The sequence below is a fragment of the Paenibacillus sp. yr247 genome, assembly GCF_900103825.1.
In the GTDB taxonomy this organism is placed as follows: domain Bacteria; phylum Bacillota; class Bacilli; order Paenibacillales; family NBRC-103111; genus Paenibacillus_E.
Genome location: NZ_FNIF01000013.1, coordinates 59,715 through 84,536, shown reverse-complemented (window position 1 = coordinate 84,536; position 24,822 = coordinate 59,715). Strand labels below are relative to the sequence as shown.

The following is a 24,822-nucleotide window of genomic DNA, read 5'->3' as shown; positions in this document are numbered from 1 at the left end:
GGAACAGGCTTGGATCGCAAATATCGCGTTTTTATCTACCACCACACACACTGGGACCGGGAATGGTGGGCGACAATGCAGGATTTCCGCATCCGTTTGGTGGAGCTCATCGATGAACTGCTGGATACGCTGGATAACGATCCTGAGTTTCGCTGCTTTTTACTCGACGGTCAAACGATTGTCCTGAAGGACTATCTGGAGATTCGGCCTGAAAATCAAGATCGTCTTCTGCGTTTTATCCATGAAAACCGTATTCAATGCGGTCCGTGGTACATCTTGCCGGATGAGTTTCTTGTTAGCGGTGAGGCACATGTGCGTAATTTGATGCTGGGTAATCGGATGTCTGAAAAGCTCGGCTATCCGAACTTGGATGTCGGCTACATTCCAGATACATTTGGTCATATCTCGCAAATGCCGCAGATTCTTCAAGGCTTCGGAATCGACAATGCGATGGTTTGGCGAGGGCTCGGTGGAGCTTCAACTGAATTTAAACAAGAGTTTCTATGGGAAGCTCCAGATGGCACGCAAGTCATCACTTACTGGTTTCCAGATGGCTATTATATGGTGGATTTTCTCCACTTTGACAATCCGCTCAAGACGTATGACGAAACCTATGGCCGAGTCCGGAAATCGCTCGAACGCTGGGCTCCCCGGGCAACGACGGATTGCTTGCTAATGCCATATGGCGGTGATCACAGACTCATCGATACGCGATTGCCGCGACTAATGAAGCAGGTAGGCGAAGATTTAAAAGAGATCGCAGAGCTACATTGGGGGACAACCAAGGATTTTATCGAAGCTGCTCGTGGTCAAAATCATTCGTTGGATGTAATAAAAGGCGAGCTTCGTCACTTCGGAGCAGATCTGCCTCATGTACTTCCCGGCGTTTTATCAGCCCGTCTTTACTTGAAACGGCATAATTTCATCGGGCAGCTTGCCTTGGAACGATACGCGGAGCCATTCTCAGCGCTTGCCTGGTTAAGCGGCCGCAAGTATGAATCGACACTCCTATGGACGGCATGGGAGCTTCTTGTTCAGAATCATCCACACGACAGCATTTGCGGATGCAGTATTGACGAAGTACATCGGGAGATGCTCCCTAGGTTCGCGCAATCTAAACAAATCGCCGACATTTTAACGGAGAAAAGCATTCAGCACATCAACAATCGAATAAATACAAGCGATTTGGCCGAAGATGCACTAGCGATTGTTATCCATAATTCACTCAGCTGGACGCGCAGCGACACGGCTTCCGTTTGGGTGGATCGTAAGCTTATGATTCATCCTAGAACCTATGTACTTGAGGACCCGGAAGGACAAGAGGTTCCTTTTCAAGTGAAGGATGTCAGCGGCATGAAGCCAATGACGGATAAACATTTTTACACAGAAGTAAGCTTTCCGGCTGCAGATCTTCCAGGTCTTGGCTATAAGACTTACTCCTTGCGTAAGAGAGAAACAGCATCTGATCCCAAACAGGTCTATTTCAATGCCCTGCAGCCATCTGCCAAGATCAAGGGCAGTGAGCTGATAACCGATTTGCAAATCGGACCGAATACACTGGAGAACACCTTCCTTCGAGTGGAGGTCAATCCGCGAAATGGTACGCTGCGAATCACGGACAAACGAAGTGGCCACATCTATGAAGGCTTAGGCGCATTTGAAAGTGGTGGAGACGCAGGAGACACCTATAATTACGCAGTTCCCTTGATTGATCAAGTGCTTCGTACGACGGATACTTCCGTTAAGGTTCATGTTTCGGCAGCTGAGACGGGGTACGCGAGAGTAACTCTTCAAGTGGATATCGATTGGTCCTTGCCTAAGAAGATTAGAAGTGATCGGTTAAGCAGAGAATCGGCCTACACGGATTACCGCATTACGAATTATGTAACGCTGGCAGCCAGATCCGATAGAGTGGATGTTCGCACAGTATGGAACAATCAAGCGGAAGACCATCGCTTGCGGGTGTTATTCCCGCTGGGTGAAAAGTTCGAGATCTCGCATGCCGAAGGGCACTTCGATGTTGTGGAGAGAAATGCCGCTATTTTGGACGCCGGAAACGGATGGCCGGAAACGTATGTACCGCAGAAGCCTCAACAGGGCTTTGTCAGTGTTATCTCTGGAGATAAAGGAATGACAATGGCCAATAAAGGATTGACCGAGTATGACATGTTGGATGATGAGCAGGGTACGGTAGCTATTACGTTATTAAGGGCTGTAGGCTGGTTATCCCGTGAAGATACACTGATAAGGATTGGCGGAGCAGGTCCTGAAACGCCTGTACCCAATGCGCAGAGCCTTGGAGCAAATGAAGCGGAGTATGCAATCCTCGTTCATCAAAGAGATTGGTTGGAAGCCAATTCGTATACAAGAGCACATGAATATTTATCAGCTAGCTATGGATCGGTAACTGGCAAGCATGGAGGCGATTTAGAAAAAACAGGCGGTTGGCTGGAGATGGAGGACAATCATACGCTCATGCTCAGCGCTTGTAAAAAGTCTGAAAAGAACGATGCGCTTATCCTGCGCTTCTGGAATACGTCTAAGAAGGCTACCGCTGCTAAAGTAAAAATGAAGTTAACACCTCAGCAGGTACGCTACGTGAAGTTGAATGAGCAGCCGATGGAGACGAATGACCTGATCATCGATGCCGACGGAGCGTTCACCGTACATGCGAAAGGCGCAGAAATCATTACGCTTGCCATCAGCTTTCCTGCTGAAACAAAAAGGTAAAAATAATCAGATATAAGGGAGAGATCACAATGAGTACTGGATTAAGACCGAAAAACGTCCTTACACTAAAACAAGCCTTAGAGGTTGCCGAGAGATACGGATTCGCCATTGGCTCGTTTTCCCCTAGATATACACCAATGATCACGGCTGTTTTGAGGGCAGCTGAGAAAATGAAGTCACCGGCTATTGTTCAAATATCTCATAAAGAGTTGATCCGATATGGCATCTCACCAAAGGAATTCGCAGATGAATTTTATGAAAAAGTGGTTGCTGAAGGAATCACTGTACCACTTGTCCTACATCTCGATCATACGAAGGAACTGGAGACCATTGCTGAAGCGATTGACGCCGGTTTTACTTCGGTCATGATTGATGCCTCTGAGAAAAATTTGGAGGACAATATTGCCACTTCCAGAGAGGTTGCGGATTATGCGCGTGCTAAGGGCGTCTCGGTTGAAGCAGAGCTCGGTATGATTGGTACGACGGATTTTGTGGAAACGGATAAGGACGAAGAATTGTATACCGACCCACAGGAAGCACAACGCTTCGTTCATGAAACAAACATTGATGCACTGGCCGTTTCCTGCGGAACAGCTCACGGTGTTTACATGGTTAGACAGCCTAAGATCGATGTCGATCGACTGCAAGCTATTCGCTCTCTTACGCCAATTCATCTAGTTCTGCATGGTGGATCAGGTGTGCCGGCTGACATGATGGCAGAAGCGATTCGTCTACCGGGCGGCGGAGTGAGCAAAGTGAACATCGCAACAGATCTTGAGCTTGCTTTCTTAGGCGCATTGGGACGGGAGGAAAGGCTGACTAATGCAGAATGTAAGGCGCTGGAACCTTCGCTTTTGGAAAAAGGGAGAGCTGCTGTTGAAAACACAGTCATCGATAAAATGAGTCATTTCTTGGGAAGCAAAGCGCAGGCAGATCATTTTGTTTAGGACAAAAATGTGTAAATGACTGAGGAGCTGGAGCTTAAATGGAAGAGAAAGTGATATGGAGCATTGGTTCGACAGAAAGCGGTGCAGAAGATCTTTTTGATAATTACAAAGTTCCCAATCGACTCGGGGACATCATCTGGGATGCAGATGCCAAATGCAGCACAACAAAGGGCACGAAATGGCCGATGTTTCATCCCAGTGAGGCTGACCCCGATGGGGGTTACAGGTTGCATCCCTATACGATTCAGTTTAACTTAGAGGAGCAGCTTGCCCAGAATTATGTATTAACGATCGACTATCTAGTGATTGCTCCAAGAGCATCCTATTTGGAAATAAGCGTGAATGGCGTCTCCGGTTATGCTTATGTCCGTCCCACACCGTCCCAATCCGGAGAAATTGCTCTACAGTCGGGGCTTCATACAACGATCTATTCGGACGGCAAAGCAGAGATTATTGTACCTGGTCACCTGCTAGCCCGAGGCAAAAATAAGATCGAGCTCATCTGCCATGACGGAGGGGAGATTCTCGTCATTGATCGGATCGAAGCCATAAAACGCTTAGACCGCATGGCGAATGGAGCGGGTTTGCTCTATCAAAAGCTTGCATTTTCTCCGGTTAGCTGCCGGAAAGATTCGGTGTTGAACCGCGTGGAGGTTCAATCCTCTGTGCTCTATCGACGATCAGCCTCAGGCGAGCTCATTAATGTTTGCCACCTCTATGTGGAGCTTGCGGCAAGCCTAACCAAAGGTGAGCTCACCTTGCACATTAGCGGATCGAACCGTAGCGAAGAGCATTCAATCGAGCTGTCAGCGGTCGCTTTGGGTCACGTTCATTTCACCTTTGAATGCTTTGATGGCGAAGGCCCTGTCACCTACGTCTTGCAAGGCTCCCTAGATGGTAAGGAAGTAAGATGTGAAGGTGAATTCTACCGAAGAAGAAAGTGGAAGGTGTACATAACTCCTCACGCGCATACAGACATTGGCTACACCCACCGCCAGTGGGAGGTTGCTGAACGGCTGTGCCGGAATGTGGACACCGCCTTGGATATCATTGAGAAGGAAGCTGATCCGGCAGAACCGGCCTTTACCTATCATTTGGATGCCGGCTGGGTGCTGGAAACGTACCTAGCAACCCGGGATGACCGAAGAAATAAGCAGTTAATTCAGGCCTTACAAGCAGGCAAAATCAGCCTGGCAGGCAATTATGCCGACTTATTGACGCAATTCGCAGGGCTTGAGGATTTGATTCGGAATCATGAATTTGTAAACGATTTGCTACAGCCGGCAGGTATGAGGCCGAAAATTAACGCCGTAGTGGATGTTGCATCGTTAACAAGCTCCCTTCCGGCAATCATGGAAGGCAGCGGGATCAAATATTTGATTCATGCGAATAATCAGGATCGCGGGCCTTTTCGCTTGAATGGCGGTCTGCACAAGCTGTCCCCGTTTTATTGGGAAGGACCGCAAGGCGGTCGGGTTCTCTGCTGGTTGGCCAAGATGTACTGCGAATTGCGCAAAGTATGCGGAAGTCCCCCAATGGTGAGTTCCGCTGAGCGCGGTCTCGATATGTGGCTGCAAGAATTTGAAAGAGAAGATTACGCGCCTGATGCTGTTTTATTATATGGCCAGGAAGCAGACAATACAGACATGGATCCACAGCCGGTTGACTTCGTAAAGCAGTGGAACCGTGATTATACTTACCCGAAATTGATTGCCTGTGATGTCAGTGAGTTTTTCGAATATGTGGAAAACGAATATGCCTCCAAGCTGCATACGGTTAAAGGCGACGGAGGCGCTTATTGGGAGGATGGTGCTGGGTCATCGATCACGCCTACCATCCAAACAAGGAAAGCGCAAGCGATGCTGCCCGCTGCTGAAAGGTTGGAAGCTCTCGCCGTTATTCATAGCGAGGGATGGGCTTATCCGCTTAAGCAATATGATGAGGCATGGCGGGAGGTGCTGCTTTATGACGAGCATACCTGGGGCGCTTTCTTAAGCGCAACGGAGCCGGAAGCGCTGCTTCAAAAGGACCAATGGGCTGTTAAACAGCACATGGCCGACAGCGCATATCAGTGGGCAAACCGTTTGTTGCATACTTCGGCGACAAGACACAGCTTGAATTGGAACAACAATGGACGAGAAGTTGTCGTATATAATCCGCATAGCTGGTCCTTCAGCGGAAAGGTACAGGTTGAAATTGCTCCGCAGGAGATCGTCCTGCATCCGGTGACGCTTGAGGAGATTCCGATGCGTCCTATCAAGGTTCTTCCTTCCCAAGCGGTAGTCGAGTTATGGGTGGAAGATCTTCCTGGACTAAGCTATAGGCGGTTTCTTTTGCAGAATAAAGAGGCTGCCAGTCTTACAGAAAAGATGGCTAACCATGAAATGTCAGAAAACGCACCCTGCACGTATACGATGGAAAATGATGGTTATCGAATAACGATCGATTTGAATCGTGGGTGTATATCGAGTTGGCTCGACAAGGCGCTTGATCAGGAGCTTGCAGATGCGTCCAGCCCATGGGGCTTTGGACAGCTACTGTATGCTGAGGGCGGAGAAGGCACTAGGCTGATGAGTAATCAAGCTGATTTGCCGGATGGCGACCCTCAGGTGCTGACCGAGTTTATGCTAATCGAAATGAAATCGGAGTCCTTTTCATATGGTCAGTCCGTCAAGCTCAGAGGCATTGTGCCTTACGGTGAGTTGGAGATCGAATGGACGTTGTACCATCTTACCAAGCAAGTGGAAGTAAGCTACAGCTATAAGAAAGAAGAGAGGCTGAACAAGGAAGCCGTTTATATTGCATTCCCTTGCAGCTTACCGGATGCACAGGTCCTTTCGGATTCTCAGCTCGGCTGGATGGATTGGGACAAGGACCAGCTTCCAGGAGGCTGCAAAGAATGGCTGCCTTTGCAAACAGGCATCATTGTGCAGAAGGAACATGCCGCCGTTCACATCGCTTCACCGGATATACCCTTGTTCTGCGTAGGAAATATCGTGCAAGGGAAATGGCCTAAGGAGATGAAGCTGAGCGGAGGAACGGTATTCTCTTATGTGTTGAATAATTATTGGCATACCAATTATAAAGGCTCGCAAGGTGGAACGATCCGCTTCCGCTATTTCTTATCCAGTGGTAAGAAACAGACTCTAGATCAAGCCTACCGGATCGGATGGCAATCGAGACAAGCGATGTATGCACAGCGGATGAGCTTTCAGGATTTCCGTGAAATGTCGGAACCTTATGCCAATGTGTCTGGAGGCACATTGGCTAAGCTGGACACCGTGCAAGCGGTCATTACTACATGGAAACAGGCAAGACGAGCAAACGGTTTTATCGTAAGGCTGCAGGAGATTGCAGGATTGGAACAACGGCCAAGCCTGTCCATTCCGGGGAAACGCATTACAGCAGCTTGGCTCACTGACCTTCTTGAGAATGAACGTAGTGAGCTGCCGCTGGCGTCAGACGGTTCTATCCGTATTCCGATTCAATCATGGGGCTTAGCCACAGTGCGAATTGAAGTGGAATAAACCTTATCCCCTGTGCGGAAAGGGAGAAACTGTTCATCGCTTCCGGGCGAATAAAGGGAGGAAGCCAATGTCGAAAGCCGTTAAACTTGCAGAAGATTTCTATGTTATATCTGGCGATAAACTAACCCATCCGTGGGACGCGAGTGCTTATTTACTCACCGGCAGCGAGCCTGTGCTAATTGACTGTGGCGGTACGGAAGGCTATCCGGCGCTAAAGTGTAACTTGGAGGAGTTAGGGCTGCAGCCACAAGACATTACGAAGGTGATAGCGACTCACGGTCATTGGGATCATGTATCCGGCTTTGCGCAGTTGGCAGAAGAAAGCAGCGCTGAGCTGTGGATTCACGAGTCAGATCGGGAGCAAGTAGAGCAAGGCGATTACGATCGAACGGGTGCTTTTATCTATGGCAAGCCATTTCCTGCCTTGCAGGTTCATCGGACGCTAAAAGATGGAGAGACGCTGCAAATTGGCAGGTTCACTCTGGAAGTTATTCATACTCCTGGTCATTCTCCGGGGAGTGTGTCCTTGCTGCTTAACGATGGCATTCACAAAGTATTAATTGCCGGAGATACCCTGTGGGGAGGCTACCATCCCAAAGTCGGTTCCGATATTGAAGCATGGGGTCATTCCCTGGATAGGCTGTTGACCTATGATTTTGACTTGATGACATTCGGTCATTTGCCTCCGACTTTGGTTTATGATGCCAAAAAGAAAGTAGCTGAAGCACGAAAACAGCTAGGCGTCTACTTTAACCCTTGGTTTAAGCCCATGTATGAAACGTTTCAGTACTAACCAGAGAAAAGGTAGGGGGAAATCATGAAACATAAAAAACTTTACATGATCGGGAATGCCCATCTGGATCCGGTATGGCTTTGGCAGTGGCAGGAAGGCTTCCAAGAGACGAAAGCAACCTTTCGTTCTGCTCTCGATCGAATGAAAGAATATGATGATTTTATTTTTACTTCCAGTTCGGCTGCCAATTATGAATGGGTTGAAAACAACGACAAAAAAATGTTTGAAGAGATCAAGGAACGTGTACAGGAAGGCCGTTGGCAAATCGTTGGCGGATGGTGGATACAACCGGACTGTAACATTCCCGGAGGGGAATCTTTTGTCCGTCAAGGCTTATATGGCCAGCGTTATTTTAAAGAGAAATTGGGCGTAACCGCGAAAGTTGGTTATAACGTCGACAGTTTCGGACATCACGGCATGCTGCCGCAAATTTTACTCAAAAGCGGTATGCCTTACTATATTTTTATGCGTCCAATGCCGAATGAAAAAGGCCTGCCAGGACGTCTGTTCCACTGGGAATCGGATGATGGCAGCCGTGTGCTGACTTATCGGATTCCGTTTGAGTACTGTACCTGGGGTAAAGACCTTGAAAAGCATGTTCGCCGCTGCATGGAAGAGCTGAAAGATCCATTCGGCAACTTGATGGTTTTCTATGGGGTTGGTAATCATGGGGGCGGTCCAACAAAGGAAAACATCAACAGCATCAAACGCATGAATGCGCTGCCTGAATTTCCGACGATGGAGATGGCGGCTCCGAATGAATTTTTCGCGGATATGGAAGCCATGCAGCTGCCAATTCCGGTTGTCCACGACGACCTGCAGCATCATGCCAGTGGCTGCTATGCGGTTCATTCGGGCATCAAACACTGGAACCGCCAAGCGGAGAATACACTCCTTGCTGCGGAGAAATGGTCATCATTGGCTGAACTTGTGACCGGGCAACCTTATCCGGTAGACTTTCACCGCGCATGGAAAAATGTGCTGTTCAATCAATTCCATGATATCCTAGCCGGTACAAGTCTAGAATCGGCTTATGTGGATGCGCGGAACATGCACGGAGAAGCGATGACCATTGCAGAACGAGGCTTGAACTATGCGATTCAGTCGTTCTCCTGGAATATCGGGATTGAACAGGAAGAAGGCATGAAGCCGATCGTAATCTTCAATCCGCACTCTTGGGAAAGCCGTATAAATGTTGAGCTTGAAATTGGCGGCATTAAGGATACGACAACGTTGGTGGATGAGACTGGCAAGCAGGTTCCTTTCCAACTGGTACAATCTCAGGCAACGGCTGGCGGCAGATTCCGTCTTAGCTTCATAGCGCAGCTGCCATCTATGGGGTATCGCGTGTATAAGGTAATGACAACCTCGCAGGAAACCAAATTGGGAGCGCAGCCTATCAAAGCGAACGACTATGCGATGGAAAATGATAGGCTACGCCTTGAATTCGATCCGAAGACGGGCTTCATCTCCAGCTTATTTGATAAGAAAGTACAATATGAAGTATTCCGAGGCCCCGCGGCTAGACCTGTTGTTATTGAAGACAAGTCGGATACTTGGAGTCATAATGTTTTTCATTTCAACAATAAAGTTGGCGATTTCATTGCGACAAGCGTGCAGCGCGTCGAACATGGGCCTGTTAAATCAGTGATCCGGGTCACAAGTGAATATGGCAGCTCTAAGATCATACAAGATTTCACCCTATATAAAGAATTGGATTATATCGATGTCAAAATGACCGTAGACTGGCGTGAGCAGTTCAAAATGCTGAAATTGGTATTTCCGATAAATTTGGTATTTACAAAGCAGACCTTTGAAATCCCTTATGGCTTCAAAGAGCGGGAGCATAATGGAGAAGAAGAGCCAGGTCAAAGCTGGGTAGATTACGGCGGCATTTTACGTGATATCGGTGAACATGGAGGGACTTCTTATGGTGTTTCACTGATGAACGATGCAAAATACAGCTACAGTATTATGAATAAAGAGCTGGCGATGACCGTGCTTCGCAGTCCGATTTATGCCCATCATGATCCAGTAGTTCCGGACCCGCATGGTCATTATTCCTTCATCGATCAAGGTATTCAAACGTTCACTTACAGGCTGCTGCCGCACCAAGGAAGCTGGGAACAGGCTGGCACGGTCAAGCATGCCTTGGAGCTTAATCAGCGTCCGACAACGATCATTGAGTCCTATCATGAGGGAGAGCTTCCGCAGAAGGATTCCTATTTGACGGTAGATAAGGATAATATCATCGTCAGCGTAGTGAAAAAAGCCGAAGAGGGCAGCGATCTGATCATTCGTGCTTATGAGACAACCCGTGAAACGACCGTAGCCACCATCCGGTTACCCCGCATGGATCGTGAGATTACAGCTAAGTTCGGTCCTTGTGAGATCAAAACCTTCCGAGTTCCTGCCGATTCGAGTCTTCCGGTAATGGAGACGGATCTCATCGAGTGGTAAGGAGGTGTCTGCGATGGCAGTGAAACAAATTCTTCTAAACGGCAGCGATTGGCTCTATAAAGACTTCCTCGGTGAGGACTGGATCTGGCGCAATGCTGAGAAACCCGACACCAAGGATTACCGCTGGTGGAGGGAAGGGACGGTTCCTGGAACCGTCCTCTATGACCTATGGCAAAATGGTGAGGTTTCCGATCCCTATTTTGAACGGAATAGCCTCTTGGCTGAATGGGTGCCTGAACGGACCTGGATTTACAAGAAATCGTTCGACGTTGATGCTTCACTTTTAGGACAGAGCGTCCAACTCCACTTCAAAGGTGTTGATTTTGAAGCGCAATTTTTCCTCAACGGCACCAAAATTGGTCATCACAAAGGGATGTTTACGGCTGCTGTATTCGATGTCACGGACACCCTCCATTATGGCGGAACGAATCTGTTGTCTGTTGTAATTGAAAAGGCACCGGATGAGCAGCCCCAGGTTAGTAAAACGAGCTATGTTCGCGAGCATAAAAGTCGGATGACCTATTGGTGGGATTTTTGTCCGCGGATGATTCATCAAGGGATATGGGATGATGTATATCTGGAGGTTACAGGTCCCATTCGTATTGAGGATGTTTACGTGAGGTCAAATCTTTCCGATGATTCTAGGCTTGCTAACCTGACGATTGCCTCGGTACTCACCTCTGGGAAACAAACGGAAGTCCGGATGGAAACTTGCATTCTATCAGGTGATGAGCAACTTACTACTATCGTCTCTGATCATTCGTTAGATGCGGGGGAAACCAAGCTCACAACCTCTGTGCAGCTGGAGCATCCACAGCTTTGGCAGCCAAACGGTTCTGGAGCAGCACACTTGTATCAAGCACGGGTTAATGTATTTGAAAAGTTAACTAACCCTAAGGGGCGTGCTAGCTGCGAGCTAAGTTATTTCAAAGAAACAAAGTTTGGCATTCGCAAAGTGGAATGGCAGCATAATGATACTCCCGATCCAACGGCTAGACCCTATATTCTGACGGTCAATGGGCATAAAACGTACATGAAAGGCTGGAACTGGGTGCCTATGGATGTCATGTATGGCAGGTTACAGCCCGCTAAGCTGGAACGACTGTTGACGTTGGCCAAAGAAGCCGGTGTGAATATGCTGCGAGTATGGGGGGGAGGGTTGATTGAAAAGGATGCCTTCTATGAACTTTGCGATCAAAATGGGATCATGGTTTGGCAGGAATTCATCCAATCCAGCTCAGGTATTGCTAATAAACCGAGCGAAGATGCGGGTTTTATCGCGATGATGGTTCAGGAAGCTGAACAAATTATTCCGCAAAAGCGGAACCATCCCTCTCTAGTTCTGTGGTGTGGAGGAAATGAACTACAGGATAGCGAAGATCGGCCGCTTGATGATTCCGAGCCTGTGCTCGGAGCGCTTCGGCAAGTGGTAGAAACGCTGCATCCGGATGCACTTTGGCTGCCGACGTCGCCAACCGGACGCTGCTTCGAGAATAGCTTAACCAACATTGTGCAGGATCCAACCGGGCAGCATGACGTACATGGACCATGGGAGTTTCAGGGATTGTCACAACATTATGAGCTCTATAATAAAGGAACCTCGCTGCTTCATAGTGAGTTCGGCGTTGAGGGAATGACACATTTGAAGACGCTGAACCATACGATTTCTGAACCTAAACAGTGGCCGGCAACAAGAGACAATCCTGTTTACTTTCACCGAGGTTCATGGTGGATTAATGAACCGATGATGCAGGCATCATTCGGAAATCAGCTGTTAGAGCCGGCAGTGCTGATTCGGGCAAGTCAGCTGCTGCAAGCAGAGGGGCTGCGCTATGCCATAGAATCTAATCTTCGTCGAATGTGGCAAAATAGCGGGACTCTTCCTTGGCAGTATAATGAGCCCTTCCCGAATGCTTATTGTACTTCCGCGCTGGATTACTTTACGACTCCTAAGCCAGTTTACTACGCGGTGGCAAGAGCCTATCAAGCGATTCATGTTTCAGCTAGCTTCGATAGGATTGCTTGGGCGGGACAAGAATCATTAAAAGCGGATATATGGGCTATTCAGACGGAACTCAACAGGCTTGGTGAGTTAACCTCTCATTGGAGCCTAGTTGGCGCAAGCGGACGCGTATACTCTGAAGCCAAATGGCAAGGAGAAATAGTGCCGAATGGTGTAAAGTATTTAGGGACTTTAGAGCTTCCCCTGTGTGAACTGCAGGAGCATGTGTTTTTTTTACGCATCCATCTCATGAACGCTGCGAATGAAGTCATAAGCCACAATTGCTATCCTTTTAGCGCTAGCGCAAATTTAAAGCCAATGCTCAGCTTGCCGCAAACCCGTCTACAGGTGGAGAAGACCATTCTTGAAGAAGGGGCGATCTGGCAGCTTCAGCTTACGAATATAGGTACTGGGGCAGCTTTTCAAGTTCATCTGGAGGATTCCCGTCCTATCCTTGCAGAGGGCTTCGTCTATTATTCAGACAATGCCTTCAGCTTATTCCCAGGCGAAAGCAAGCTAATCCACGTTAGATGGAGCTCTGTCCAGGAGTCTGACAGAAAGCTTGAAATCTCTGCTTGGAACAGCCCGATTCAGCACATATTTTGATATATACAGCAGCAATCCGCTTTATGTGGGGCTTTGGATGGGGACTCTATTGACAAACCTTTCAAAGAAAAATGACATTAGAAACGGTATAATAACCGAATAATTCTAATACACAATAGTTCTTATCCCCATGGGAAATCCCAAATCAGAAATCCCTTTCTGATACGGAAAATAATAGGTGAAAAGATATTCGAGGATTAGAGGGGGATTGGTCATGATAGCCATACATCGTAGAACCAAAATAAAAGAATTGCTCTTCCAGGAGCGCAGTGTCAGGGTCGCTGATTTGGTGAAGGAGTTCAATGTCTCCGAAGAAACGATCCGCCGCGATTTGAATCAATTGGAGCAGGAAGGCATCATCCAAAAAAATTACGGTGGCGCCATCCTGATGGAAGAACTGCAAAACAATTCACAAGTGATTCCACCTGTCGAGCAGCGCAGATTTCAATATTATGAGGAGAAGGATGCCATAGGGAAGATGGCAGCATCTCTGGTGGAAGGCAATCAAATTGTCATTCTTGACTCCGGCTCAACAACTTGGTGCGTAGCCCGTCACCTGCGTAATGCACAGAACCTGATGGTGGTTACGAACGGAATGAATGTGGCTGAAGAAAGCAGTCAAAATGAAGATGCTTCTGTCTTTGTCATTGGTGGAAAACTAATTAAGCAATCAATGAGCCTTGTGGGTCCGCAAGCGGAGCTGGAGCTGCAGAAATATAATGCGGATTTCTCCTTTCTAGGCGCCTCGGGGATATCCATGCGTAAAGGGTTTACAAGCTCTGATCTCTACGAAGCTGAAGTGAAACGAGCCATGATCTCTGCAGGGCAAAAGATTGTAATCGTTGCTGATCATAGTAAATTCGAGCGGCAGGGACTCATCTCGTTTTCCAGCTTTCAAGATGTTGATATTCTGGTAACGAGCGATTTGGTAGAACCGCGCATTCTTGACGATATTCGTAATAGCGGTGTCAAAGTGATGGTTTGTCCCGTTAAACAATTGATGCAAGATGAAGACTTATGAACGGCAAGTAACAGGTAGAAATTTGTGGTGGTATTGAAATCCTAAAGGGCTTCTAATACGACCACTTTTTAGTTCAAGTTCACTTGGTTCTTGTTTCGACCGAGAGTTTAATAACAAGAGTTAGAACGGTTAGAACGATGAAGGGAGTACGCCCCAATGTACTTGGCAGGAATTGATATAGGCACGACGTCCATTTGTGTCATCGTGACGAATGGGGAGGATGGAAGTGTAGTTCGTACCCTATCCAAGGCGAACGATGCCGCGCTGCCGTCTATGAAACTTTGGGAACGTGCCCAAAATGCAGATCGGATTGTAGAGCTCGTAAGAGAGCTAATAGAAGAATGTCGGGATGACTGGAACAATGTAGGGGCGATCGGGATTTCCTGTCAAATGCATGGCGTGCTGTATGCGGACAAGGAAGGGTACGCTGTCAGTCCGCTGTTTACCTGGCAGGACGGCCGTGGAGATTTGCTGCTGGAATCCGGTAAAACGTATGCGTCCACGCTAAGTGAATTAACAGGTTATCCACTGCATACGGGATTTGGCTTAGTTACGCACTTCTCCTTTACAAAGCAACGCGAAATTCCAAGCGGTGCAGAGAAGCTGTGCACGATTGGTGATTATTTAGCCATGCAGCTTTGCAGGGAAAAGACTCCTTTCATAGACAGCTCGAATGCAGCAAGCACCGGCCTCTTCTCATTAAAGAACGGAGAGTTTGACAAGGATCAGCTGATTGAGGCTGGGATGGAAGCCGGTTTCTTACCTGAGCTTGCCCACACCGCAAAATTGGCGGGAGAAACAGCAGACGGGAAAAAGGTGCTTTGGGCGATCGGCGATAACCAAGCCAGCTTCCTGGGCGCTGTTCCGTCATTCAAAGGCACTTTACTTGTGAATATCGGGACGGGCTCGCAGGTATCTGTATATTCACCTGATTATATCGAATGTCCTAATCTAGAAACACGTCCCTTTATTGATGGCGGGTTTCTACTTGTAGGAGCTTCTCTAAGCGGAGGGAAATCGTACGAGCTCCTGGAACAATTTTTTCGTGATGTGTGCGGCGCATTCGGGAAGACCGAAGAACGAACACTGTATGAAGTGATGAATCGCTTGGCGGAAGAAGCACTAAAGGACCCGTCACCGCCTCTGCGGGTAGGAACCCAGTTCTTTGGAACAAGAGAGCACCCTCACAAGACCGGAATCATAGAAGGCATTCGGCCGGATAATTTCAATGCAAAGAAGCTGACTGCTGCTTTTCTTCATGGCATTTTGGATGAGCTGGACGGGTTTACGAAGGGGCTTCCGGCAGACCTCCTCGTCCAGTTAACAAGGCTTGCTGTATCCGGCAATGGGATACGCAAAAATATGGCCATGCAGCGGCTGGCAAGCTCAAAATGGCAGCTGCCGATCACATTTGCAAAGGTGAAAGAGGAAGCCGCTTTTGGAGCAGCCGTTCATGCAGCAGTCGGCAGCGGTTTATATAACGATTATGCAGAAGCACTGCAAAGGATGCAAAGGAGTGATTCAGATGACAAATAAGCTTGCTATTATTCATACGACCCCTGTAACCGTAGATAGTTTAAAAGCGTTAGCGGCGGAACTTCTTCCGGGCGTGCATGTGATGAACTGGGTAGATGATTCCATTTTGCCGCAGCTTGCGGCAAACGGCGGTCAAATCGATGAGATTGAAGATCGTTTCCGTCAATATGCCCTGATTGCGGAAAAAGCAGGAGCTTCCTGTATTTTGAGTGCTTGCTCGTCGATTGGCGAGTTAGTGGCTCGTGTTCAGCCTCAGCTTCAAATTCCCATCATCCGCATCGATGATGCGATGGCGGAATTTGCGGTGAGTTCGGCGCAAACGATCGGCGTAGCGGCAACGCTTGAAACAACGCTTCAGCCGACGAAAAGGCTCATCTCAGGTAAAGCCGAGCAGGCCGGCAAAGATGTGCGGATTGAATCGATTGTGGCGAAGTCAGCATATCAGAAGCTGCTCACTGGTGATAAAGAAGGTCATGATGAGGAGCTCGCTGCCGTACTCCGCAGCCTTGCAGCCAAGACGGGTGTCGTCGTGCTCGCGCAGGCATCCATGGCAAGAGTCATCTCCCAATTTGCTTCCGAAGAGCAAAAGCAATTCCTCAGCTCACCGCGTCTTGGTATGCTGCGGGTTAAACAAGTGATGGAGCAGCTATAAGCCTTTTTAATATAAAAAGCAGTTAAAAGAAGATATCAACAATGACGAAAACATCCACGCGTTCACCGGTTATCACTTTAAATGCCGTTACGCAAACAGTTATGGAAGAAATGAATGAATTTTTGAGCAGCGCAGGAAAAGTGGACGTCTTTAACAAATAAAGAAGGAGGATTCTCGCGATGAAAGAAAATAAGCTTTATATGATAGGAAATGCCCATCTGGATCCCGTTTGGTTATGGCAATGGCAGGAAGGATTCCAGGAAGCGAAAGCAACTTTCCGTTCCGCATTAGACCGAATAAAGGAGTCTGAAGACTTTATTTTCACTTCCAGCTCAGCTGCGATGTATGAGTGGATTGAAAATAACGAGCCTGCCATGTTCGCGGAAATTAAAAAACGCGTGCAGGAAGGGCGCTGGAACATTGTGGGCGGCTGGTGGATTCAACCGGATTGCAACATTCCAAACGGAGAATCCTTTGTCCGTCAAGGGCTATATGGCCAACATTATTTCAAAGAGAAATTCGGCGTAACGGCTAAAGTAGGCTATAACGTTGATAGCTTTGGGCACAACGGTATGCTTCCGCAAATCCTGAAGAAAAGCGGGATGGACTATTACGTGATGATGCGGCCGATGCCAAATGAGAAAGGGCTGCCAAGCCGTCTGTTCATGTGGGAATCGGATGATGGCTCACAAGTCATGACCTTCCGCATCATGTATGAATATTTGTCTTGGGGCAAAGATTTGGAAAACCATGTTCGCCGCTGTCTGGGCGAGTTCAAAGAGCCGCTCAATGAATTGATGCTCTTCTATGGCGTAGGTAATCATGGCGGCGGTCCAACGAAGGAAAATATTGAAAGCATTCGCCGCATGAATGCGGATCCATCGCTGCCTAAGCTCGAATTTGCGACGCCCGATGCGTACTTCAAAGAGATGGAGAGTAAGAACTTACAGCTTCCGGTAGTTCATGATGATTTGCAGCACCATGCGAGTGGCTGCTACGCAGCTCACTCCGGGATCAAGCACTGGAATCGCAAAGCGGAGAATCGCCTCATGGCCGCAGAGAAATACTCGGCGCTGGCTTCATGGATTACAGGTCAACCTTATCCGAAAGAGTTCAACCAAGCATGGAAAAATGTGCTCTTTAATCAATTCCATGACATCTTGGCGGGAACCAGCCTGGAGCCTGCCTATGAAGATGCGATGTATTTGTACGGGGAAGCAATGGCTATTGCTGACCGTTCGCTCAATTATGCTGTTCAGTCTTTATCTTGGAACATCAACATTGAGCAAGACGTTACGATGAAGCCAATTGTTGTCTTTAACCCGCATGCATGGGAAAGCCGAGTGAATGTAGAGTTGGAAGTTGGCGGAATCAAGCCAACAACCGTTTTGCTGGATGACAAAGGGAATCCGGTACCGTTCCAAACGGTACAATCCCAAGCGTCTGCCAATGGCCGATTCCGTCTAAGTTTCATGGCCGATCTGCCTTCCATGGGATATCGCGTGTACAAACTGGTAGCGGAATCTATTTCGCATAAACCGGTTGACGAACCCATTCAAGCCAGTGATCTGGTCATGGAAAATAAGCGATTCCGGTTGGAATTCGATAAAGAAACAGGCTATATCAAAAGCTTATACGATAAAGTTGTCGATCACGAAGTTTTAAAAGGAGAAGGTGCGAAACCGATTGTACTTGATGATAAATCGGATACATGGAGCCATGATGTGCTGCATTTTAACCAATTAGCCGGCACGTTTAAAGCGAAAAAAGTGTTCCGCGTCGAGCACGGCCCGGTGAAATCCGTCATCCGTGTTGTCAGCGAGTATGGCAGCTCCAAGCTCGTTCAAGATTTCGCTATGTATCAGGATCGCGATCAAATCGATGTACAGGTGATGGTGGATTGGCGTGAGTCCTTCAAAATGCTGAAGTTGGTTTTCCCTGTGAATGTGATCTTCAGCAAGCAAACGTATGAAATTCCATACGGCACGATTGAACGGGAACATAACGGCGAAGAAGAGCCGGGTTTAACATGGATTGACTATTCGGGCGTGACACGAAAAGGGAATATCATGTACGGTCTGAGCCTGATGAATGATGCCAAATACAGCTATAGCATTCACAACCACGACATGGCGTTGACGGTACTCAGAAGTCCAATCTACGCGCACCATGTGCCATATGAGCCAGATCCTAACGGTGAGTATTCCTTTATTGATCAAGGTATTCAACGCTTCTCGTACGCTTTGCTGCCGCACGAAGGTACTTGGGAGCAGGCGGGTACGGTGAAACGTGCAGCGGAACTGAACTGCAAGCCGATTGCGGTGATTGAATCGTTCCACGAAGGGGAGCTTTCACAAACCGATTCATTCGTGAATGTAAACCGCGACAATATCATTGTGAGCGCGATTAAGAAAGCTGAAGATAACAAGGATCTCATCTTACGTGTGTATGAGACGAACAAATCAGCAACGTCAGCAATGATTGAACTGCCGCGATGGAACCGCGTAATTATGGCGGATTTTAAACCATGCGAGATTAAAACGTTCCGCGTGCCGCAAAATCCAGAATTACCGATCAAAGAAACCAATATGCTGGAATGGGACGTGGAGTAAATGGAAGCATCGGTTTGGCAGCAGCTGCAGGAAGCCGGGCGATACATGTTGAATAACGGCTTGGCTTGGGGAAACGCCGGCAACATCAGTGCGCGAACCAAAGATGACCATTATCTGATTACCGCAAGCGGAACTGATCTAGGGGAACTGGGTGAAGACGACTTCGTTGAGTGCTCATTATCGCAGGGTGTCTGGGCATCTGTAGAAGGGAAGAAGCCATCGAAGGAAGTGCCCATGCACCAAGCGATCTATGAATCTCGCACTGATGTAGGCGCAGTGCTTCATGCTTCCCCCTTTTTCAGCACAATGCTGGCCTGTTCGGCAGAAAATCTGCCATCCGAATGGTTTGTTGAAACGATGTACTACTTGGAGCGCATTGAGCGAGTGCCTTATTTTCATCCAGGGTCTCACGAGCTTGGTGAAGCAGTACGCGAGAAAGCTTGCAAAGCCAACGTGCTGTTCCTCGAAAATCACGGCGTGCTCGTTTACGACAAGAACGTGAAGGAAGCCCGGATGGCGATGCACACGCTTGAAATGGCTTGCAAAATGTATGTGATGGCGAAGAGCTCAGGCATTTCCCTGCGTACGCTGCCAGAGGCCGTGGTTCAAAGCTTCTTGAACGAGTCGGGCTACAGGCCAAGAAGGAGGTTCTCCGAGTGATCGGTATTATCGCAGACGATATTACAGGCGCTAACGACATCGGCATTATGTATGCCAAGGCAAACATGACCACACATGTCTACCCGATGGAAGCTTGGAAGGGACGAGCGAATAGCAAGGGAAACGAGCCTAAAGTGCTCGTCCTCGATACGCACTCCCGATTGGATACCCCGGATGAAGCTTACGATAAAGTATTTCAGATGACGAAGAAGCTGCAGGAAGCTGGGTGTGCACGTTATATTAATAAAACGTGCTCCGTTTTCCGTGGCAATATCGGAGCAGAATTCGATGCCATGCTAGATGCCTTAGAGGCATCTTTTGGCATTGTGGTGCTAGGTTTTCCGAAAAATGGACGTACTACGCTCCAAGGCATCCATTACGTACATGGAAAGAAACTGGAAGAATCCGAGTTTCGTAACGACCCTGTGCATCCGATGCGTAAGTCCAGTTTGCTTGATATATTACAATCTCAAACGAAACGCCGTGTAGGACTCATAACTATTGATACCGTCGAACTAGGCGCTGATGGATTGAAGGCGCAAATTGCTGAGATGAAGCGTTCAGGCTTTCACTATGTAATCGTGGATGTGCGCGATCAGCAATCACTGAAAACAATTGCTCAAGCCGTTCAAGATGAGCCAATCCTTTGCGGCAGCTCGGCTTTGGCGGAGGAATTAGCTTTGTTTGAAAAGCCGGATGCTCTTCAAACGGATGGTGCTAATCATCTTCCTGAGCTTGGTAGATCGGCTGTGTTATGCGCCGCAGGGAGCTTAATGCCGCAAAGCGCTGCTCAGATCACCTATGCGAAAAAGCATGGTTTGCAAGCGTTGGAGCTAGATTCTTTGTTATTGTTTGATCCTTTGGAGAAACAAGCGCATTGCGATAAAATCGTCGAAGACGTGTCGCGACTTCTCGAGGAAGGTCAAGACGTACTTATTCACGCCTCTAATAATCCTCAAAAGGTGGCAGAGACGAAAGTGATGGGCGCTGAGCGTGGACTCGATAATACTGCGGTATCGGTCCTTGTTTCGAATGCATTGTCTGATGTGGTGCAGTCTGTTGTCGATGAGACAGGACAGCAACGCCTGCTTATCGCAGGAGGGGAAACGTCGGCGGCTGTGTGTGATAAGCTTGGCATTGGCGGACTAAGTATCTGGCAAGAAATAGAGCCAGGCCTGCCGTCCTGCTTAACACTCCAAACGCCACAGCGGTTTTTGGTACTGAAATCAGGCAGCTTCGGCAGCGAACCTTTTTTCATAGAAGCGATTGCGCATTTGAAACAAACCGAACCATGTTTGTAGAGAGGAGAATGGTGTATGAGTAAAACGTTAGTGCAGCTACTTGTGAAATATCCTGATTTGGAGCCTTGCCGCGCTTCGATCCAAGAAGCATTTGAGGCCATGAAGCAGTCGTTTGAAAAGGGAGGCAAAATGCTGCTTGCCGGTAACGGAGGAAGTGCAGCAGATTGTGAGCATGTCGTGGGCGAATTGATGAAAGGCTTTATGTCCCCGCGTAAACTACCTCTGGAGCAGAGGGAGAAATTGATGATTCACGGCGAAGAGCAGGGGATGTACTTGGCGGATCATTTGCAGGGTGCGCTTCCGGCAATTTCGCTTGTCAGCCATACGGCGTTTGCAACGGCTTACAATAACGATGTGGCGGCCGACATGGTGTTTGCGCAGCAGGTATACGGCTATGGCAGACCGGAGGATACGCTCGTTGTATTCAGCACATCGGGGAACTCAGCCAATATCGTGCATGCGGCGCAGGTAGCCCAATCGTTGGGGGTCACTACGATTGGGCTCACCGGTGAAGGCGGAGGCCGATTGAAAGAGCTTTGTGACATCATCATCCGCGTACCGTACCGTTCAACTCCGGACATTCAGGAACGCCATCTTCCGATCTACCATGTGCTATGTATGATGCTAGAGGAGGCATTCTTTGCATGAGTTTCCTGCTGGGTGGAATAGATATCGGCGGCACCAAATGTGCAGCTGTACTGGGGGCTAGTACGGGCGAGACGGTAAGCATCTTGGATAAAATCAGTTTCCCAACTCCGTCGACGCCTGAGGAGGCGTTGGTGCAGCTTGGTGATGCGCTGGAACAATTGGTGCACCGCAACAACGCAGGGACATTACAAGCGATCGGAATTAGCTGCGGCGGGCCTTTAAGCAGTAAGGAAGGCCTTGTTCTATCGCCTCCTAATTTACCGGGATGGGATCGAATCGATGTTTGTACGCCATTTCGAAACCGTTTCAGAGTTCCTGTCGGTTTGCAAAATGACGCTAACGCCTGCGGGCTAGCGGAATGGAAGTGGGGCGCCGGCCGCGGCTCGGAGAACATGGTGTTCTTGACGTTTGGAACCGGCATGGGTGCAGGACTCATTCTAAACGGCCGTTTACATGCAGGTGCTAACGATATGGCAGGTGAAGTCGGACATATCCGTTTAGCGGAGGATGGACCTCTAGGTTACGGGAAATATGGTTCATTCGAAGGATTTTGCAGCGGTGGCGGGATCGTTAGGTTGGCTCAAAAGATGGTGGAAGACGGTAAAGATGTGGAGAAATCGACACTGCTTTCTATCGATAAGCAAATCCATGAGCTTTCCGCGAAAGATGTGTTTGAAGCAGCCCATGCCGGTGATGAGCTGGCGATGATGGTCATTCATACCGTTAGTAAGCAGCTAGGCAGAGGACTGGCGATTCTTATCGATATCCTCAATCCGGATACCATCGTTATTGGCAGTATTTATGAACGGCAGGAATCGATGCTTGCCCCTCTTGTGATGGAGGAGCTGCAGCGCGAAGCATTGCCGATTTCGCTCGGTGTTTGCCAAATTGTTCCTTCAGGCCTAAAAGACAATGTCGGAGATGCTGCCAGTCTATCGGTCGCGCTTCATGAATATGAAAAACAACGGAAATAAAGGAGGTCTCTATGTTACAAGGAAATGATATAAGATCAAATAGCTTGCAGGCTGTTCTAGGTCGGATCGGCGTTTCGGTTTCGCCAGACTCCGGTCCGGTTATTCCGTTAATGTACAGCGCTAGCGAAGAATCTGTCGGAACGGATGAACTCGGAGCATACACGGAGACGAATCAAACCTATTGTAATGAGAAAGATACGGCTCTCGTACAGCTCTGTTTTCGCGCTTATGACACGTTTGTGTTGGCGTCAGTAAAGGGGCAATTTAACAATGCCAACGATTTCGGCAAGCAGCTTTGCTTTGCTGGGCAGAACGGCATAATCATTAACGCTGGGGAGATGGCGCAAACGGACGGCTTGATGGCCAACTATCAGCATAAAGACTGGTGGACGCGTCCTCATTTTAACAAGGAATGGTCGACTTTACCCGAACGTACTCAATCCTTGTTGTGGCGTAAGGAAGAAGTGTACTATCATTTGCTTCCGGTATGCGGTCCTGTGTTCCGTACGGCTGTATGCGGCGGAGCCTCCGGCTTGCAAATCCGTGTTTCCTCTCATCAAGGCGGAAGAACTGGGTGTGAAGCCTTTTCATTTGTGCTAGGCTCTGGAACGGATCCTTACAAACTTATAGATAAACAAGTGCAAGCTGCGCTGCAAGTTCTTGATTACCCGACGCTGCCTCGCGCACAGAAGCCTTATCCTGAAATCCTCGAATCCCTCGGCTGGTGCAGCTGGGATGCTTTCTATCATCAAGTCAATGAAGAAGGCTTGTTGGTAAAAGCTGAAGAGCTGAAGACTGCAGGTCTACCTGTTCAATGGGTGATGATTGACGATGGTTGGTCACAAACCATTGACAAAAAGCTTTCATCTTTTGAAGCGGATCAAGAGAAGTTCCCACAAGGACTCGCAGAGACGGTTCGTCAGCTCAAAGATCAGCATGGCATTCGCTGGGTTGGTGTGTGGCATACGATTGCAGGCTATTGGGGCGGCATACATCCGGATTCTCCACTCGCGAAACAGTACAGTGACTACTTGTACAGCAATGCCAAAGGAAGCTTAATTCCATACCCGGATGCGGGCCGTGGCTTTGGTTTCTGGCATGCTTGGCATTCTTTCCTGGAGCGTCAGGGAGTTGATTTTGTAAAAGTCGACAGCCAAAGCGCCGTCTTGAATTTCACGAAGCATGAGTGGGCAATCGGTGAAGCTGCTGCTGCGGCTCATCAGGCGCTGGAAGCTTCTGCTTCACTGCATTATAATAATACAATCATTAACTGTATGGGGATGGCAGCAGAAAATATGTGGCACCGCCCTAAATCCTCTGTATCCCGCAACAGCGATGATTTCGTACCACAAGATCAATTTGGATTCGCAGAACACGCTCTGCAAAATGCGTACAATTCGTACTATCACGGCGCGTTTTATTATGGTGACTGGGATATGTACTGGACCAAGAATCACGATGATATTCAAAATGCTGTGCTTCGGTCGGTCAGCGGCGGACCTATTTATTTCAGTGATGCCCCAGGCAACACTGATACTTCGAAAATATGGCCGCTCATTTATGGCAACGGTCGGATTATTCGCTGTGAGCAAACGCCAAACCCTACGGCAGATATCTTATTCCTAGATCCTACCAATGAAACAGTGCCGCTCAAGTTATGGAATACAGCTAGTACATCAGGTGTCGTTGCCGCGTTCCACATCGGAAAATATACGGATGCAGTTAAAGGAACGATTGGTCCGTCTGACGTTCCAGGATTAAAAGGCGATCAGTTTGTGCTCTACGAACATTTCTCCGGTGAGATGAAGATCTTGGGCTCTAACGAACAAATTGCCTTCGAACTGCAGCCGGCACAATGTGCGCTTTACTTGATCATTCCGATTGCCGGTCCTGTAACGCCAATTGGTTTAACTGACAAATATATTGCTACGGATGCTGTTAGCGAATTGAATTCAGATGGAACACATGTCTCCCTTCAACTAAAGGAAGGCGGGACGTTCCGGTTCGTGTCAGAGCGTAGCTCAGTTACTGTGAAGTTAAACGGCAAGCCGCTTCCTGTTGTATCTGTCTCTGAACAGTTATTTGAAGTAGAGGTTCCACTTCTGGAAGATAAGTTGCTGGTTGTTCTTTCAGTAGCGGAATAACGCAATTGAGGTGAGATGACATGGAAGAGACGATTCATTGGGAAGCGGACATCCCGGTACTGGAGGAAAGAGATGTCGTCATCATTGGAGGTTTTTTTGCCGGAATCGCCTGCGCGGTGGAACTGGCTAAAGCCGACTCCAAATCATGATCATCGAGCCACGGACATATTTGGGGCGGGAATTAACCGCCCCTCTTCGTCCGTGGCTAA

General features: G+C 48.3%; 16 protein-coding genes. All 16 read left to right on the top strand.

Features of this window, described 5'->3' with window-relative positions:
- Positions 1-9 precede the first annotated feature (9 nt).
- The 16 genes from BLT91_RS19740 (at position 10) to BLT91_RS33605 (ending at position 24,762) form a co-directional block, all read left to right on the top strand.
- Positions 10-2,730 carry an alpha-mannosidase gene (locus tag BLT91_RS19740; protein WP_090824058.1) on the top strand — a complete coding sequence of 907 codons (2,721 nt, stop codon included), beginning with the start codon at positions 10-12 and terminating at the stop codon, positions 2,728-2,730.
- A gap of 29 nt (positions 2,731-2,759) precedes the next feature.
- Positions 2,760-3,677: a class II fructose-bisphosphate aldolase gene (locus BLT91_RS19735; RefSeq protein ID WP_090824056.1), complete on the top strand. Its 918-nt coding sequence runs from the start codon at positions 2,760-2,762 to the stop codon at positions 3,675-3,677.
- Positions 3,678-3,715: 38 nt separating this feature from the next.
- Positions 3,716-7,204: a glycoside hydrolase family 38 N-terminal domain-containing protein gene (locus BLT91_RS19730; RefSeq protein ID WP_090824054.1), complete on the top strand. Its 3,489-nt coding sequence runs from the start codon at positions 3,716-3,718 to the stop codon at positions 7,202-7,204.
- Between the two features lie 67 nt (positions 7,205-7,271).
- On the top strand, positions 7,272-7,997 hold the full coding sequence (locus BLT91_RS19725; protein ID WP_090824052.1) for an MBL fold metallo-hydrolase: 726 nt from the start codon (positions 7,272-7,274) through the stop codon (positions 7,995-7,997).
- Positions 7,998-8,021: 24 nt separating this feature from the next.
- A complete protein-coding gene (locus BLT91_RS19720) occupies positions 8,022-10,457 on the top strand; it encodes an alpha-mannosidase (protein ID WP_090824050.1) in 2,436 nt (811 codons plus the stop codon).
- A gap of 13 nt (positions 10,458-10,470) precedes the next feature.
- Positions 10,471-13,065 carry a glycoside hydrolase family 2 protein gene (locus BLT91_RS19715; protein ID WP_090824048.1) on the top strand — a complete coding sequence of 865 codons (2,595 nt, stop codon included), beginning with the start codon at positions 10,471-10,473 and terminating at the stop codon, positions 13,063-13,065.
- Between the two features lie 214 nt (positions 13,066-13,279).
- Positions 13,280-14,086, top strand: coding sequence for a DeoR/GlpR family DNA-binding transcription regulator (locus BLT91_RS19710; protein WP_090824046.1), 807 nt, complete (start codon positions 13,280-13,282; stop codon positions 14,084-14,086).
- Between the two features lie 156 nt (positions 14,087-14,242).
- Complete coding sequence (locus BLT91_RS19705) at positions 14,243-15,622, top strand: sedoheptulokinase (protein ID WP_090824045.1); 1,380 nt, start codon at positions 14,243-14,245, stop codon at positions 15,620-15,622.
- Entirely contained in the window at positions 15,612-16,274 is a 663-nt protein-coding gene (locus BLT91_RS19700) for an aspartate/glutamate racemase family protein (protein ID WP_090824043.1), read from the top strand. Before BLT91_RS19705 ends, BLT91_RS19700 begins: the two co-directional genes overlap by 11 nt.
- Before the next feature lie 179 nt (positions 16,275-16,453).
- Positions 16,454-18,886, top strand: coding sequence for an alpha-mannosidase (locus tag BLT91_RS19695; RefSeq protein ID WP_090824041.1), 2,433 nt, complete (start codon positions 16,454-16,456; stop codon positions 18,884-18,886).
- A complete protein-coding gene (locus BLT91_RS19690) occupies positions 18,887-19,546 on the top strand; it encodes a class II aldolase/adducin family protein (RefSeq protein ID WP_090824039.1) in 660 nt (219 codons plus the stop codon).
- Entirely contained in the window at positions 19,543-20,847 is a 1,305-nt protein-coding gene (locus BLT91_RS19685) for a four-carbon acid sugar kinase family protein (protein WP_090824037.1), read from the top strand. Before BLT91_RS19690 ends, BLT91_RS19685 begins: the two co-directional genes overlap by 4 nt.
- A gap of 15 nt (positions 20,848-20,862) precedes the next feature.
- On the top strand, positions 20,863-21,495 hold the full coding sequence (locus BLT91_RS19680) for a D-sedoheptulose-7-phosphate isomerase (protein WP_090824034.1): 633 nt from the start codon (positions 20,863-20,865) through the stop codon (positions 21,493-21,495).
- A complete protein-coding gene (locus tag BLT91_RS19675) occupies positions 21,492-22,469 on the top strand; it encodes an ROK family protein (protein ID WP_090824032.1) in 978 nt (325 codons plus the stop codon). The genes BLT91_RS19680 and BLT91_RS19675 overlap by 4 nt, the downstream gene beginning before the upstream one ends.
- A gap of 11 nt (positions 22,470-22,480) precedes the next feature.
- On the top strand, positions 22,481-24,613 hold the full coding sequence (locus BLT91_RS19670; protein WP_090824031.1) for a Sip1-related alpha-galactosidase: 2,133 nt from the start codon (positions 22,481-22,483) through the stop codon (positions 24,611-24,613).
- Between the two features lie 20 nt (positions 24,614-24,633).
- Positions 24,634-24,762 (top strand): hypothetical protein, encoded by a 129-nt coding sequence (locus BLT91_RS33605; protein ID WP_302847522.1) that lies wholly within the window; start codon positions 24,634-24,636, stop codon positions 24,760-24,762.
- Positions 24,763-24,822 lie beyond the last annotated feature (60 nt).

Bases quoted from the DNA above. Each gene is read 5' to 3' on its own strand.
- BLT91_RS19735 (WP_090824056.1), top strand. From the start codon at position 2,760: ATGAGTACTGGATTAAGACCGAAAAACGTCCTTACACTAAAACAAGCC.
- BLT91_RS19730 (WP_090824054.1), top strand. From the start codon at position 3,716: ATGGAAGAGAAAGTGATATGGAGCATTGGTTCGACAGAAAGCGGTGCA.
- BLT91_RS19725 (WP_090824052.1), top strand. From the start codon at position 7,272: ATGTCGAAAGCCGTTAAACTTGCAGAAGATTTCTATGTTATATCTGGC.
- BLT91_RS19720 (WP_090824050.1), top strand. From the start codon at position 8,022: ATGAAACATAAAAAACTTTACATGATCGGGAATGCCCATCTGGATCCG.
- BLT91_RS19715 (WP_090824048.1), top strand. From the start codon at position 10,471: ATGGCAGTGAAACAAATTCTTCTAAACGGCAGCGATTGGCTCTATAAA.
- BLT91_RS19710 (WP_090824046.1), top strand. From the start codon at position 13,280: ATGATAGCCATACATCGTAGAACCAAAATAAAAGAATTGCTCTTCCAG.
- BLT91_RS19705 (WP_090824045.1), top strand. From the start codon at position 14,243: ATGTACTTGGCAGGAATTGATATAGGCACGACGTCCATTTGTGTCATC.
- BLT91_RS19700 (WP_090824043.1), top strand. From the start codon at position 15,612: ATGACAAATAAGCTTGCTATTATTCATACGACCCCTGTAACCGTAGAT.
- BLT91_RS19695 (WP_090824041.1), top strand. From the start codon at position 16,454: ATGAAAGAAAATAAGCTTTATATGATAGGAAATGCCCATCTGGATCCC.
- BLT91_RS19690 (WP_090824039.1), top strand. From the start codon at position 18,887: ATGGAAGCATCGGTTTGGCAGCAGCTGCAGGAAGCCGGGCGATACATG.
- BLT91_RS19680 (WP_090824034.1), top strand. From the start codon at position 20,863: ATGAGTAAAACGTTAGTGCAGCTACTTGTGAAATATCCTGATTTGGAG.
- BLT91_RS19675 (WP_090824032.1), top strand. From the start codon at position 21,492: ATGAGTTTCCTGCTGGGTGGAATAGATATCGGCGGCACCAAATGTGCA.
- BLT91_RS19670 (WP_090824031.1), top strand. From the start codon at position 22,481: ATGTTACAAGGAAATGATATAAGATCAAATAGCTTGCAGGCTGTTCTA.
- BLT91_RS33605 (WP_302847522.1), top strand. From the start codon at position 24,634: ATGGAAGAGACGATTCATTGGGAAGCGGACATCCCGGTACTGGAGGAA.